This window comes from Mesorhizobium sp. M1088, from assembly GCF_040318575.1.
Taxonomy (GTDB): Bacteria; Pseudomonadota; Alphaproteobacteria; order Rhizobiales; family Rhizobiaceae; genus Mesorhizobium.
The window spans coordinates 14987-29590 of the sequence record NZ_JAMYMO010000007.1 but is presented as its reverse complement, the minus strand read 5'-3'; the positions used below and the strand labels follow the sequence as shown (position 1 = coordinate 29590).

12 protein-coding genes are annotated in these 14604 nt (G+C 61.3%); 8 read left to right on the top strand and 4 right to left on the bottom strand.

The window, feature by feature from the left end; translation table 11 throughout:
* Positions 1-6 precede the first annotated feature (6 nt).
* From NKH49_RS11065 to NKH49_RS11045, 5 genes are all read left to right on the top strand, one after another.
* Positions 7-1017: an HlyD family secretion protein gene (locus tag NKH49_RS11065; RefSeq protein ID WP_352926059.1), complete on the top strand. Its 1011-nt coding sequence runs from the start codon at positions 7-9 to the stop codon at positions 1015-1017.
* 345 nt (positions 1018-1362) lie between these two features.
* Positions 1363-1992 (top strand): ATP-dependent Clp protease proteolytic subunit, encoded by a 630-nt coding sequence (locus NKH49_RS11060; RefSeq protein ID WP_023674655.1) that lies wholly within the window; start codon positions 1363-1365, stop codon positions 1990-1992.
* Between the two features lie 304 nt (positions 1993-2296).
* Positions 2297-3571 carry an ATP-dependent Clp protease ATP-binding subunit ClpX gene (clpX, locus tag NKH49_RS11055; RefSeq protein WP_006332719.1) on the top strand — a complete coding sequence of 425 codons (1275 nt, stop codon included), beginning with the start codon at positions 2297-2299 and terminating at the stop codon, positions 3569-3571.
* Between the two features lie 280 nt (positions 3572-3851).
* Entirely contained in the window at positions 3852-6263 is a 2412-nt protein-coding gene (lon, locus tag NKH49_RS11050) for an endopeptidase La (RefSeq protein ID WP_352501552.1), read from the top strand.
* A gap of 196 nt (positions 6264-6459) precedes the next feature.
* Positions 6460-6732 carry an HU family DNA-binding protein gene (locus NKH49_RS11045; protein ID WP_006201846.1) on the top strand — a complete coding sequence of 91 codons (273 nt, stop codon included), beginning with the start codon at positions 6460-6462 and terminating at the stop codon, positions 6730-6732.
* Positions 6733-6806: 74 nt separating this feature from the next.
* Here the strand turns inward: NKH49_RS11045 and NKH49_RS11040 are convergent, their stop codons facing one another.
* Entirely contained in the window at positions 6807-7829 is a 1023-nt protein-coding gene (locus NKH49_RS11040) for an aldo/keto reductase (RefSeq protein ID WP_352926057.1), read from the bottom strand.
* A gap of 183 nt (positions 7830-8012) precedes the next feature.
* On the opposite strand from NKH49_RS11040, the gene hxlB reads away from it, so the two are divergent.
* Both hxlB and NKH49_RS11030 read left to right on the top strand, forming a co-directional pair.
* Positions 8013-8579, top strand: coding sequence for a 6-phospho-3-hexuloisomerase (gene hxlB, locus NKH49_RS11035; protein WP_352918808.1), 567 nt, complete (start codon positions 8013-8015; stop codon positions 8577-8579).
* A 5-nt stretch (positions 8580-8584) separates the two neighbouring features.
* Positions 8585-9328, top strand: coding sequence for a creatininase family protein (locus NKH49_RS11030; protein WP_352926055.1), 744 nt, complete (start codon positions 8585-8587; stop codon positions 9326-9328).
* A gap of 50 nt (positions 9329-9378) precedes the next feature.
* On the opposite strand, the gene NKH49_RS11025 is transcribed toward NKH49_RS11030, so the two are convergent.
* The 3 genes from NKH49_RS11025 to NKH49_RS11015 all read right to left on the bottom strand — a co-directional run bounded on the left by NKH49_RS11025 (position 9379) and on the right by NKH49_RS11015 (position 13224).
* Positions 9379-10296, bottom strand: a complete 918-nt coding sequence (locus NKH49_RS11025) for a carbohydrate ABC transporter permease (protein WP_352614125.1) — start codon at positions 10294-10296, stop codon at positions 9379-9381.
* A gap of 13 nt (positions 10297-10309) precedes the next feature.
* Positions 10310-11431, bottom strand: coding sequence for a carbohydrate ABC transporter permease (locus NKH49_RS11020; protein WP_352456633.1), 1122 nt, complete (start codon positions 11429-11431; stop codon positions 10310-10312).
* A 128-nt stretch (positions 11432-11559) separates the two neighbouring features.
* Positions 11560-13224: an ABC transporter substrate-binding protein gene (locus tag NKH49_RS11015; protein ID WP_352926053.1), complete on the bottom strand. Its 1665-nt coding sequence runs from the start codon at positions 13222-13224 to the stop codon at positions 11560-11562.
* A 293-nt stretch (positions 13225-13517) separates the two neighbouring features.
* On the opposite strand from NKH49_RS11015, the gene NKH49_RS11010 reads away from it, so the two are divergent.
* Positions 13518-14576, top strand: a complete 1059-nt coding sequence (locus NKH49_RS11010; protein WP_352449436.1) for an ABC transporter ATP-binding protein — start codon at positions 13518-13520, stop codon at positions 14574-14576.
* Positions 14577-14604 lie beyond the last annotated feature (28 nt).

Genomic DNA, 14604 nt, shown 5'->3' with positions numbered 1-14604 from the left:
TTTCAGATGAAATACATTCGAAAACATGTCCGAGTGGACAATCTGGGAAAACAGCAGCGCGCGAATGTGGGAAGTTGGGGTCGCATCGTTTACCTCGCTCTCCTCGGTTTGTTTTCCTCTTCGATCGTCTACTACCTCATTGGTGATGCGGTCGTCTTGTCAGCGGACGGTATTGTCCTGAAGGATCGGTATGCCGTCGATGCCGCCTATCCGGCCAAGGTGACGCATGTCTTTGTCAAGGCGGGAGACAAGGTCGAGCCCGGTACATTGCTCGTCGAGCTTGAATCGTTCGACATGGTCAAGGAGATCGCGGAGCTGCTGTTGCGACAGGGTGAACTCGCCGTTCGCGAGGGCCAGCTCCACAGCCGACACGAAGCGATCCAGTCCGTGATGCCGCTGGCCGAGCGGACAGCGCGTGAAACCAGGACGACACTTGCGAGAATCGACACCATCGTCACGGCAGGCATCGTCTCGACTTCGACGAAGGACGAAGCCGTTCGTGGCAGCTTCCAGGCCGCCGAACATCTGGCTGATCTGACCGGTCAACTGCAAGCGACCAAATCCGAACTCGCCCTGGTGGCGCAATTCCGTGCGAGATCGGGCGAGGCTATGGATGAGGTAAAGGCCATATATGACGGCGGAAACATCCGCTCGGTCACGGAGGGGGTCGTTGGCGCGAAGGTGCCGGTCCCTGGCCAGGTGCTGCGGTTCGGCGATCCGCTTCTACAGATCGACGGCGGCAAGTCCTACGTCCTCGCCTATCTGCCGGACAACTATCTGTTTTCGCTGCGCGAAGGAATGGCGGTCGACGTGGGTAACGGAACCGAGCGTGCAAGAGGAACAGTCGAAAAGATTCTGTCGGTCGCCGACGCGTTGCCGGACGAGTTTCAGAACATGTTCCGGCCCCGCGACAGGTCAAGGCTGATCCGTATCGCACTCGATGAGGCGAATTCCTTCGCGGTCTCGCAAAAAGTATCAGTGAGTGGTTGCGCGTTCGGCTTCTGTTGGGCCAGGTAATGCCTGCTTAATCCTGCGGAGGCAGCTACTTAGCCGTCCCGGGAACGCAGTCAATCTTCCTCGCCCGATACGACGTTCCAGGCCCTTCGCGTTGCGAGCAACGCCAGTGCCACCATGGCCGCGCGAAACCGTGGGATCAAAGAGGTGAAGTCAATCCACCAGGATCCGTGCCACGTCCTCCGGGCACCGTCCGGCAAGCTTGATTCGTTTTAACCAAGTGGCTAGGAGAGGCGGCCTTGCGCTAGGGTGAGCCGGCATCCTATTTACACAATAACGATCCAGAACCGATTCTGCCCGATTGCAAATCTCCGGCGCCGGAATCCCATCCTCAAAAAGGGATAGTCCATGAAGAACCCCGTCGAAACCTACATGAACCTCGTTCCGATGGTGGTCGAACAGACCAATCGCGGCGAGCGGGCCTACGACATTTTCTCGCGGCTCCTCAAGGAGCGCATTATTTTCATCACCGGCCCGGTCGAGGATGGCATGGCGACGCTGGTCTGCGCGCAGCTGCTGTTCCTCGAGGCGGAGAATCCGAAGAAGGAAATCAACCTCTATATCAACTCGCCCGGCGGCGTCGTCACCTCCGGCATGGCGATCTACGACACCATGCAGTTCATCAAGCCTGCGGTGTCGACGCTCTGCATCGGTCAGGCCGCCTCGATGGGCTCGCTGCTCTTGACGGCGGGCCACAAGGACATGCGCTTTGCCACGCCGAACGCCCGCATCATGGTCCACCAGCCTTCCGGCGGCTTCCAGGGCCAGGCTTCCGACATCGAGCGCCATGCCCAGGACATCATCAAGCTGAAGCGCCGCCTCAACGAGGTCTACGTCAAGCACACCGGCAAGAGTTATGATGAGATTGAAAAAACGCTCGACCGTGACCATTTCATGACTGCCGACGAGGCCAGGGATTTCGGCCTCATCGACAAGGTCATTTCGTCACGTGAGCCGGTCGAAGGTATTGCCTTATAGGTCCGCGGTGGCCCCGCGGTGGCAATGAGTGGCGGGATCACGCGCTTTTGGCGCAGCTTGCGGCATTTCGGCCACAATTGGCTGTTCCCTCGACGGGTGCAATTGCCTACGTTAAGGCTATGTTGATTTTCGACGGCTTAGCTTTGCGTGGGGTTGTTCGAATCATTGCCCCGTTTTCCGATTTGTGTTTCGTACGGAATGCGTTGCGGGAGCCGGGGCACTGGCGGCGGCGGATTCCCGCGATAGATTGAATATGCGCCCTTTCAACCAGACCATCGGCGGGCGGCCATGAAAGGACATGAAAATGAGCAAGGTCGGCAACAACAGCGGTGATTCCAAGAACACGCTTTATTGCTCGTTTTGCGGCAAAAGCCAGCACGAAGTGCGCAAGCTGATCGCCGGGCCGACGGTGTTCATCTGCGACGAATGCGTCGAGCTGTGCATGGACATCATCCGCGAGGAGAACAAGACCTCGATGGTAAAGTCGCGCGAGGGCGTGCCGACCCCGCAGGAAATCCTCAAGGTTCTCGACGACTACGTCATCGGCCAGCCTTACGCCAAGCGCGTGCTGTCGGTGGCCGTCCACAACCACTACAAGCGCCTCGCCCATGCCGGCAAGAACAACGACGTCGAGCTGGCGAAGTCGAACATCCTGCTGATCGGCCCGACCGGCTGCGGCAAGACGTTGCTGGCGCAGACTCTGGCCCGCATCATCGACGTCCCCTTCACCATGGCCGACGCGACGACGCTGACCGAGGCCGGCTATGTCGGCGAGGATGTCGAGAACATCATCCTGAAACTGTTGCAGTCGGCCGACTACAATGTCGAGCGCGCCCAGCGCGGCATCGTCTATATCGACGAGATCGACAAGATCTCGCGCAAGTCGGACAATCCCTCGATCACCCGCGACGTGTCGGGCGAGGGCGTGCAGCAGGCACTTTTGAAGATTATGGAAGGCACTGTCGCCTCCGTGCCGCCGCAGGGCGGCAGGAAGCATCCGCAGCAGGAATTCCTGCAGGTCGACACCGCCAACATCCTGTTCATCTGCGGCGGCGCTTTCGCCGGCCTGGACAAGATCATCTCGGATCGCGGCAGGAAGACCTCGATCGGTTTCGGCGCCATCGTCGCTTCGCCCGAGGATCGCCGCACCGGCGATGTTTTCCGCCTGGTCGAGCCTGAGGATCTGTTGAAGTTCGGCCTCATTCCCGAGTTCGTCGGCCGTCTGCCCGTCCTGGCGACGCTGGAGGATCTCGACGAGCCGGCGCTGATCCAGATCCTGACCGAACCGAAGAACGCGCTGGTCAAGCAGTATCAGCGGCTGTTCGAGATGGAGAACGTCGACCTGACCTTCCATGAGAACGCGCTGTCGGCGATCGCCAAGCGCGCCATCGAGCGCAAGACCGGCGCACGCGGCCTGCGTTCGATCATGGAAGCGATCCTGCTCGACACCATGTTCGAGCTGCCGGCACTGGAAGGCGTGCGCGAAGTGGTTATTTCGGAAGAGGTGGTGTCAGGCAATGCCAGGCCGCTCTACATCTATTCCGAGCAGAAGGAAAAGAAGGGCAACGTCAGCGCCTGACGTGAGCCGGCAATGGATTTTTCTGAAACGGCGCCGCAGGGCGCCGTTTTGCTGTCGCACACCGCGTACGGCGCCGCGTAATGGCTGCGGATTGGAGGGACGGACCGTGTTGACCCTTGATCTTTACCCCCTGTGCCTCCAACTAAAGGCGGAAGGCCGTGGTGCCGAATTCTGTGCTGTAAAACTCCCGTCACAAACGGTGGTAGGCGGAACGATCCCCGGTCGTTAATATGAGATTCGCGGTTGGCCGATTGGCGGCCGCGACATGAAAGGTTGGACAATGGCCAAATTATCCAAGGCTCCCAGCGACGGCGTCTTCGCGGTCCTCCCACTGCGCGACATCGTGGTGTTCCCGCACATGATCGTTCCGCTCTTCGTCGGGCGTGAAAAGTCGATCAAGGCGCTGGAAGAAGTGATGGGTCAGGAAAAGCAGATCCTGCTCGCGACCCAGATGAATGCCGCCGACGACGATCCGGAGCCCGATGCCATCTTTGACATCGGCACGCTCGCCAATGTGCTGCAATTGCTGAAACTGCCGGACGGCACCGTAAAGGTGCTGGTCGAAGGTGCCTCGCGCGCGAAAATCGTCGCGTTCACCGACCGTCCCGACTTCCACGAGGCCCGTGCTGCGGCGCTGGTCGAACCGGAGGAGGAAGAGGTCGAAGTCGAGGCGCTGGCACGTTCCGTGGTTACCGACTTCGAGAACTACGTCAAGCTGAACAAGAAGATCTCGCCCGAAGTGGTGGGTGCTGCCAGCCAGATCGACGACTATTCCAAGCTCGCCGACACGGTCGCTTCGCACCTTGCCATCAAGATCCCCGAGAAGCAGGAGATGCTCGCCACGCTGTCCGTCAAGGAACGGCTGGAAAAGGCGATGGGCTTCATGGAAGCCGAAATCTCGGTGCTGCAGGTGGAGAAGCGCATCCGCTCGCGCGTCAAGCGCCAGATGGAGAAAACGCAGCGCGAATACTACCTCAACGAGCAGATGAAGGCGATCCAGAAGGAGCTCGGCGAGGGTGAGGACGGCCGCGACGAGGCCGCCGAGATCGAGGCGCGCATCAAGAAGACCAAGCTCTCCAAGGAGGCCCGCGAAAAGGCGGAAGCCGAGCTGAAGAAGCTGCGGACGATGTCGCCGATGTCGGCTGAATCGACCGTCGTGCGCAACTATCTCGACTGGCTGCTGTCGATCCCATGGGGCAGGAACTCCAAGGTCAAGCAGGACCTGGCCTTTGCCCAGAATGTGCTCGATACCGATCATTTCGGCCTCGACAAGGTCAAGGACCGCATCGTCGAATATCTCGCTGTGCAGAGCCGCCAGAAGAAGCTGAAGGGGCCGATCCTGTGCCTCGTCGGACCTCCCGGCGTGGGCAAGACCTCGCTCGGCAAGTCGATCGCCAAGGCGACCGGCCGTGAGTTCATCCGCATGGCGCTGGGCGGCGTGCGCGACGAGGCCGAGATCCGTGGTCACCGCCGCACCTACATCGGCTCGATGCCCGGCAAGGTCATCCAGTCGATGAAGAAGGCGAAGAAATCCAACCCGCTCTTCCTGCTCGACGAGATCGACAAGATGGGCCAGGATTTCCGCGGCGATCCGTCATCGGCTTTGCTCGAGGTGCTCGATCCCGAGCAGAACTCGACGTTCATGGACCATTACCTCGAGGTCGAATACGACCTGTCGAGCGTGATGTTCGTGACGACGGCGAACACGCTGAACATCCCTGCGCCTTTGATGGACCGCATGGAGATCATCCGCATCGCCGGCTACACCGAGGACGAGAAGATCGAGATCGCCAAGCGTCACCTGATGCCCAAGGTGATCCGCGACCACGCGTTGCAACCGAAGGAGTTCTCCGTCGGCGAGGACGCGATCCGCGGCATCATCCAGACCTACACCCGTGAAGCGGGCGTCAGGAGCCTGGAGCGCGAGCTGATGAAGCTCGGGCGCAAGGCGGTGACCGAGATCCTGAAGACGAAGAAGAAGACGATCAACATCACGGCGGACAATCTTGCCGATTACCTTGGTGTTCCGCGCTTCCGCTTCGGCCAGGTCGAGAGCGACGATCAGGTCGGCGTGGTCACCGGGCTCGCCTGGACGGAAGTCGGCGGCGAGCTGTTGACGGTGGAAGGTGTCATGATGCCCGGCAAGGGCCGCATGACCGTGACCGGCAATCTGCGCGACGTGATGAAGGAATCGATTTCGGCGGCGGCGTCCTATGTCCGCTCGCGGGCCATCGATTTCGGCGTCGAGCCGCCACTGTTCGACAAGCGCGATATCCACGTCCACGTGCCGGAGGGTGCAACCCCGAAGGACGGACCGTCGGCTGGCGTGGCGATGGCGACGGCGATCGTCTCGGTGCTGACCGGTATCCCGGTCAGGGCCGATGTGGCGATGACCGGCGAGATCACGCTGCGCGGCAGGGTGCTGCCGATCGGCGGCCTTAAGGAAAAGCTGCTTGCCGCACTCCGCGGCGGCATCAAGAAGGTGCTGATTCCGGAAGAGAACGCCAAGGATCTGGCGGAGATTCCGGAGAACGTGAAGAGCGGCATGGAGATCATTCCGGTCTCACGGGTTGGCGAAGTGTTGCGCCATGCGCTGGTGCGCATGCCGGAACCGATCCAGTGGGTCGAACCCGTCAATGCGCCGGCCGTGGTCGATGTCGGAGACGAGGCTGGTAAATCGCTGGCGCATTAGTGCTTGCTAAAGTTGCAATGCACAAAGAGAGAGCCGGGCCTTGAGCCCGGCTTTTTCATGTGAAGAACCGCGGATTCCCGGGCTTTTTTCGACTTTCCCGGCGCTTTTCGACTTGGTTGCCGGAGCGCTTCTTTCTAAAGTCCGTTTCCTGCCGGATGAGTCGAGTGTTCCGGTTTTCTCATGGAAGGGAATTTTTATGAACAAGAACGAACTGGTGTCCGCTGTCGCCGATGCCGCGAGTATTTCGAAGGGTGACGCGCAGTCGGCGGTTGATGCGGTGTTTTCCGTCATCACCGGCGAACTGAAAAAGGGCGGCGATGTCCGGCTTGTCGGCTTCGGAAATTTCACCGTGTCAAAACGCGCCGCGTCGACCGGCCGCAATCCGCAGACCGGTGCGGAAGTGAAGATCCCGGCGCGCACCGTGCCGAAGTTCTCGGCCGGCAAGGGCCTCAAGGACGCGGTCAACTAGGCGCCTCCTTAAGTCTTTCAGAGAAAAGAAAAGCCGGCATATCCGGTTTTTCTTTTCTGATGGAAAAGGCGGCGCTATGCCGTCGGCGCGTCCGTGCGCATCAAGCCTTCTTTCTTGAGATCGGTCCACAGCGCCGACGGCAGCTTCGCGTCGAGCAGCGAGCGATTGCTTTCGACTTCGCCCGGCCGCTGGCCGCCGGGGATTACCGAGACGACGGAAGGATGCAGCAGCGGGAACTGCAGCGCCGCCTCGATCAGGCGCACGCCGTGGCGTTTGCAGACGGCCTCGATGCGGGTGACGCGGTCGATGATGTCTTGCGGCGCCTCCGAATAATTGTAGTAGGCGCCGGGCTTCGGCCCGCTTGCCAGGATGCCGGAATTGTAAGGCCCGCCGAGAACGATGCCGATGCCGCGTTGCTGGCATAGCGGCAGGAAAGACTGCAGCGCTTCCTGCTCCAGCAGCGTGTAACGCCCGGCAAGCAGGAACAGATCGAAATCGCCGCGCTCGGCCAGCGTCTGGGCAACCTGCCACTCGTTGATGCCGCCGCCGAATGCCTTGATCACGCCCTGGTCGCGCAATGCCAGCAATCCGTAGTAGCCGGAGCTCATGAATTCCTGGATGCGCTGGTCCGAGGCTTCCTTGCTGCCATGGGTGAAGATGTCGACATCGTGCACGAAGAGGATGTCGATGCGGTCGACGCCGAGCCGTTCCAGCGAGGCCTCGAAGGAGCGCATGACGCCGTCATAGCTGTAATCGTAGACCTCTCGGCGCGATGGGGTGTCGAAGAATTTGCCGATGCCGGTGCGCTGTTCCGGCGGGCAGGCGCGCATTATGCGCCCGACTTTGCTGGACAGCACGTAGTCGTCGCGCTTCTTCGAACGCAGGAACGGATTGAGCCGCGTTTCGGCTAGGCCTAGCCCATAAAGCGGCGCGGTGTCGAAGTAGCGGCAGCCGACCCGCCATGCCGCCTCCAGCGTAGCATTGGCATCCTCGTCGGAGACGGCGCGGTAAAGATTGCCGAGCGGTGCGGTGCCGAAGCCGAGCTCGGTGAAGGTGATGCCGCCATTGCCGATGCGGTCGAAATGCCGTGTCTTCATATGCTGCCGTTTCCTCATTTGGATTTGCCGTGACACTATCACGGCTGTAGCGCATCAAAAGCACTGCGTGTCGTTGGACACCGATTTTCGCGGTGATAGCATGAATGAAAACAAGCCGTTCGGGGCAAAGGTGACTGAGATATTCAAATGGTTCTCCGGCACCGGCAAGCTGGTGCAAATGTCATGACGGACGCCGGCGAAAACCTGTTTGGGATTGCGCTGAACGAGCTTGGCACCGTGCTGGAGCGTATCGACGCAAGCCGCATCGACGCCGCTTGCGCCATCTTGGCCGGTGCGAAAAAGATCGTCACCTATGGCTGCGGCCGCGAGGCGCTGCAGGTCAAGGGTTTTGCCATGCGGCTCTATCATCTCGGTCTGCCGGTGTCGGTCGTCGGCGACATGACCACGCCGCCGCTGGGCGCGGGCGATGTCTTCCTCGCCAGTTCCGGCCCGGGTGAGACGTCGACGGTGCTGACCTTGATGCAGGTCGCGCGCGAGGCCGGTGCCACAGTCCTGCTGCTCACCGCGCAAGCCGACAGCACTGCCGCAAAGCTGGCCGACTTCACATTGCTTATCCCGGCTCAGACCATGGCCGACGACCAGGGTCCCGAAAAGACATCCGTCCTGCCGATGGGCTCGGTGTTCGAAGGCGTGCTGTTCGTCCTCTTCGAAGTGATGGTGCTGAAGCTCAGGGATCTGACCGGCGTCTCGCCGGGAGCGATGCGCGCCCGCCACACCAATATGGAGTAGGTGTCATGCGCTACGAATTGATGCTGCCGCATCAGATACGCAAGGTGATCGCCGAAAACTGGCCGGTCGTGTTGCCGCTGGGTGTGCTTGAATATCACGGCGAGCACATGGCCGTCGGCATGGACACGCTGGCGGTGGTCAAGAGCCTGGAACTGTTCGAAAAAGAAGCCGAGATCGTCATTCTGCCGCCCTTCTATTACGGCGCGGCGAGCTATGCTGTTGCAGCACCAGAGGGCAGTGGTTCGCTGCAGGTCGGCGGCAATGTGCTGGCGCCATTTGCGGAAGAACTGTTCTATAGCCTGCTGCGCATCGGCTTCCGCAACATCCACGCCATCATTCACCACCAGACCGAAAATTTTGCCGCCGGCATGCCAACCGATCTCGCCTTCAAGGCCGCCGGCCGGCAGGCGATCTTCCGCTTCCTGGAGAAAGAACGTGGCGAAGGCTGGTGGGGCTCTGCGGCGATGGCTGACTATTATGCCGAACACGCCGAGGGCAGCAATTTCTTCAACTGGGTGCAGGTGCATCCGTTGATGCCGGCCTCAATGCACAGCCAGTACCCGTTCGACCATGCCGGCATCGGCGAGACGTCGCTGATGCTGGCGCTGTGCCCGGAGGCGGTGGATGCCGGCCGCTTCGCCGACAACACCGGCTGGTACACGGCAAGTGCGCCCGAAGCTTCGGCGGAATTGGGGCAAAAAGGGGTTGCCATGATCCTCGAGCATTTGCGGGCAACGCTTTCGGGTTAGCGCGCTTTTCCCTTCTCCCACAACAAGGGGAGAAGGGAGAGCCGGCGCAGTTATTTCACCGCGCCCGCTGTCATGCCCATGATCAGGTAACGCTCGAGCGCGATGCCGATGACGGCGAGCGGTGTGATGGCGGCGGTGGCAAGCGCTGCCATCGACCACCAGTTGATGCCTTGTGAGCCGGTCTGGCTCGCCACCATGACAGGAATGGTCTTTGCGTCGGTCGAGGTCAAAAGCGCGGCGAAGAAATACTCGTTCCAGCACAGCACCATCGCCAGGATGAAGGCGGCGACCATGCCCGGCAGCGCGATCGGCATGACGATGCGCAAGAAGGCGCCCCAGATCGACAGGCCGTCGACGAGTGCTGCCTCCTCCAGCTCCACCGGGATGGAGTTGAACTGGTCGCGCATGATCCAGATGACGATCGGCAGCACCATCAGCGTATAGAGCAGGATCAGCCCGACGCGTGTGTCGAGCAGGCCGACCTCCCGGTAAAGCACGAGGAAGGGCAAGGCCAAAACCACCGGCGGCAGGATCAGCTGAGACAGGAAGAAGAAGGAAATATCCTCGTTCCTGAACCAGGCGAACTTGTAACGATAGCGGGTCAGCCCGTAGGCGGCGAGGCTGCCGATGACGATGGCGAGGCTCGACGCGCCGACCGAAGTGATGACCGAATTCATGAAGCGCTTGATGAATTCGTCGCGGACCGTCGACGTCCGAAAGATCGAGTCCGGCGACAGGCCGAGCGAACGCCAGCCTTTCCAGTCGGGCCGGAAGTCGACGAACGGGATCAGATGGCCCTGGGTGACGTCGACCGCGGTCTTGAACGAAGTGGTTATCGTCCAATAGATCGGGAACAGGCAGATGAAAGCCCAGAAGATGAGCGCGCCGTAGATGAAGACGCGGTTGGCGACGAAGCTCGCCGGCGAGCGGATTTCGGAAGCGGCATAGTCGGTGGTCTGAACGCTCATCTTGCCGGCCCGATCAGTTGACGTTGCGCACGAAGCGGCTGGCGAACTTCAGCAGCCAGGTCACGAACACGATGATGATGATCAAATAGGCCATCGCCAGCATCGTGCCGTAGCCGACGTTCGAACGGTCGCGATATTCGCGGTAGATGAAACTGGACACCGAATCGGTCGCGCCGCCCGGCCCGCCGGAGGTGACGGTGATGATGATATCGGCGAGCTTCAGCTTGAAGATGATGCGCAGGATGACCGCTGTCACCGACACCGGCAGCATCAGCGGGAAGGTGACCTGCCAGAAGGTCTGCCAGGCGGTGGCGCCATCGACACGCGCTGCCTCGAGCACCTCGCGCGACATTGCCTGCAGGCCGGCGAGCAGCATGATCATCATGAACGGGATGAACGTCCACGCGTCGAGCACCATGATCGAGATGCGGGCGGTGATCGGGTTGGAGAAGAAGGCCGGGTTTTCCCAGCCGAGATGCCGCGCCAGCGTCGCGGCGGGCCCGAAGCGGTATTCCATCAGCGACTTGCCGATCATCCACGACACCGCCACCGGCGACAGCATCAGCGGCATGAGAAACACGACGCGGAAGAATTTTCGTGCCCTAATCTGCGCGTTGAGCAGCAGCGCCAGGCCGAAGGCGATGACATATTCGACGAACACCGCCAGCACGTAGAGCACCATGTTGAACAGCGCGTTGCGATAATAGGCGTCGTTCAGCATCTGCCAGAAATTGTCGAGCCCGTTGAACTGCCGTCCGCTGAAGGAACTGAGGTTCCAGTCGGTCAGCGCGATGTAGAAGCCGAACAGCGTCGGGAAGATCACCATGGCAATGGTAAACAGCAGCGCCGGCAGCAGGAACAGAGCGCGCTGGCCGTCCTCGCCGCGCGTCAGCACCTGGCCGATGCCGAGCGCGACACCCCACAGCACGTAGGCATAGACCACCGGCCGCCAGGTGTCGAAGCCGATAGTGTCGACCTCGCTCTTGTAGAGGATTTGCAGCGCGATCACCGCCAGAAGGCCGAGCGTCGCAGCAGCCATCAGCGCCCAGCCAAGCCGTTTGCGGCTCCGCGGAATCAGGTCGGATGGCACGGCGCCTGCCGGCCATTCACTTGTCGACAAAGTCTGGTCAGCCAGGGTCCGGTCAGCCACGCGTCTTGCCTGTTCACAGGAGGCTCGATGACCGGCCGAGCCGATCGAGGCCGGGCCGGTCAAGCGGATGTCCGGCGGCTGTGCGCCGCCGGACCAGGTTTCACGATCTCAGCCTACATGCCGAGCGATGCCTTGTAGAGCTTGACCTGTTTGTCGCGGCCGATCTGGTCGGTCAGCTTCTCCCAGGCGGCTGCGATGGCGTCGGCGCCTTCCTGCGCCTTCATCTTGCCGGCAAAGGTGTTGGCCAAAATGTCCTCGGCGGCGCTGTAGTACTGGAAGATGCCGGGGATGCGCGGCTCGATCGCCGCGTTCGGATGGTTGTAGCTGTCGGCTTCCGACTTCAGATACGAGGTGATGAACGCCTCGTCGTAGCCCGCCGCCACCCATTCCGGAATGTTGAAATGCGAGTTGCGATAGGGCTGGAAACCCGACGGATAGGCCGCGCACCAGAGCGACAGGTCCTTGCCGCCGAGGTGGGCAGCGGCAGACCATGCCGCCTTCTTCTTCTTTTCGTCGCTGTCGACGCGGGCCATGACGTAAACGCCCCAGCCGAGATAGGCGCAGTTCGGCGCATGGTTCGGGCCGCTGGCGAGCTTGTCCCACTGGCCGGTCTTGGAGTTGTAGACATCGTCCGAGCCCGGCAGGATCGAGAAGCCGGTGATGTCGCCGACGACCGAGGAATCGTTGGTCTTGACGTTCGAACCGACGTCGCCCCACCAGGTAACCATCGAACCGGTGCCTGCCAGGAATTGCTGGAAGGCGGTGGTGTTCGGGTCGGCGTTGATCTGGTCGGCAGGTTCGGAGGGCAGGGCATCGATGACGTCTTGGATCGCCCGCACCCATGCCGGATTGTTGACGCGCGGCTTCATCGTGTCGGCATCGAACAGCCAGGCCTTGTCATCGGGATGCTTGGCGTAGGCGCTGGCGCGGCTGCCGAGGAAATAAAAGCCGAAACCGCCCCAGGGCTTGGGCGCATCGAGATAGCCAAAGACATCCTGGCCTTTCACCTGCTTGCCCTTGAGGAACTTCGTCACCGCCTGCACCTGCTGCCAGGTCTTCGGCACACCCCATTCGCCTTCTCCGCCGCCGTCCTTCCAGGCCTTGGCGAGGTCGGCATCGGCAAACACGTCGGTGCGGTAGTTGAAATTATGTGCGTCGCCGTCAACGGTCACGCGATATTGCTTGCCGTCCCATGTGCCCACCGGCGGCTGCAGATAGGCCACGACATCCTTCATGTCGATCTGGTCCTTGACCCAGTCCGGCATCTCGGAGGTGAGACCCTTGCCGCAGACGTCGCCTTCGAACGGTGCCCCCATTTCGATGATGTCGAAATCGACGGTGCCGGTCGCGATCGACTGCTGCAGGCGGGCGTTGTAGTCAGCCTGCGCCAGGTCGATCCAGTTGATCTTGGCGCCGGTATAGGTCTCCCACGGCTTCAGGAAGCCGCGAAACAGCACATTGTGCAGGTTCTGGTTGTTGAGGCCCATGAAGGTGAGTTCGACACCGGCGAATTCGCCTTCCTTGACATTGGCCTTGGTGGCGGCAAGGCAAAGCTCGCCGACCTGCTGGAAGTCGGCATCGGTCGGCTGACCCTTGCCGACACCCGGAATCTGCAGGATCTGCGCGCGCAGGTCGTCGGCGGCCGCAGCCGTGCGCGTCAGCGCACCAAGTCCGGCGCTTGAGGCCGCCGCGAGGGCGGCCATGCTGGCCGCTCCCTTCAGCACGTCGCGGCGGGTGGCCCCGGCGCGGACAAGTTGGTTATAAAGGCTGACTTTCATTTCGTTCCTCCCAGAAGGTCAATTGTGAATTGGTTCAGATGGTGGAGCGCCGATTATGTTCCCCAACGACAGCGACTCCGGTAAATAGCGGCCCGAATTCTCCCTCCCGCGACGCTTGGCATTCAGTGCCGGACAAGCGTACCGGTGCGCCCGGAACAGGGTCATAAGCCGGACACTGTCACTATTCGCACAACGAAGTGCGGTGTCAACGTGAATGGGTTTTTTATCTATAAGAGACTGACTTGCCCTCGCCGTTTGCGTTGTTTAGCTTCACGGCAACTGAAGGGGGAATGATGGCTCAAGTCGCGATCCGCAATGTGGCCAAGGCGTTCGGAACCGTCAAGGTTCTGCACGATGTCAGCGTCGACATCGCCGACGGGCAGTTCGTGGTGCTGGTCGGGCCTTCCGGCTGCGGCAAGTCCACGCTGCTGAGGATGGTGGCCGGGCTGGAGACGGTCTCCGGCGGCACCATCGCCATCGGCGAGCGCATCGTCAACCATCTGCCGCCGGCCAAGCGCGACATCGCCATGGTGTTCCAGAACTACGCGCTCTATCCGCACAAGACGGTCGAGCAGAACATGGCCTTTGCTCTCAAGCTGCGCAAAACCGACCCGGCGGTGGTCACTGAGCGGGTCAAGCGCGCCGCCGACATCCTCGACCTCAATCCCTACCTCAAGCGCTATCCGCGCCAGCTCTCTGGCGGCCAGCGCCAGCGCGTCGCCATGGGCCGCGCCATCGTGCGCAACCCGCAGGTGTTCCTCTTCGACGAGCCGCTCTCCAATCTCGACGCCAAGCTGCGTGTCCAGATGCGCACCGAGATCAAGGAACTGCACCAGCGGCTGAAGACCACCACCATCTACGTCACCCACGACCAGATCGAGGCCATGACCATGGCCGACAAGATCGTGGTGATGCGCGACGGTCGCATCGAACAGGTCGGCGCGCCGCTGGAATTATTCGACCGGCCAGCCAACCTGTTTGTCGCCGGCTTCATCGGCTCGCCCTCGATGAACCTGCTCAAGGGCGTCGTGCGCAAGGGCGACAAGCCCGTCGTCGAGATCGCCGGGACGCCGTTCCCGATTGCGGCGACCAGTGCCGTCGAGGATGGCCGTAATGTCGTCTACGGCGTGCGGCCCGAGCACCTCGAAATCCATCCCGATGGTGTTCCGGCGAAGATTTCGGTGGTCGAGCCGACCGGTTCCGAGACTTTGGTGTTCCTGCGCTTCGGCGAGGGCGAGATGGTGGCGCTGTTCCGTGAGCGCCACGACTTCAAGCCGGGCGACACACTGCACCTGAAACCGCGGCTCGACCAGGTGCATCTCTTCGACGCAGAGACCGGCAAGCGTCTCTGATTTCGCCCCAGCAAACTTCGCGAGGAAT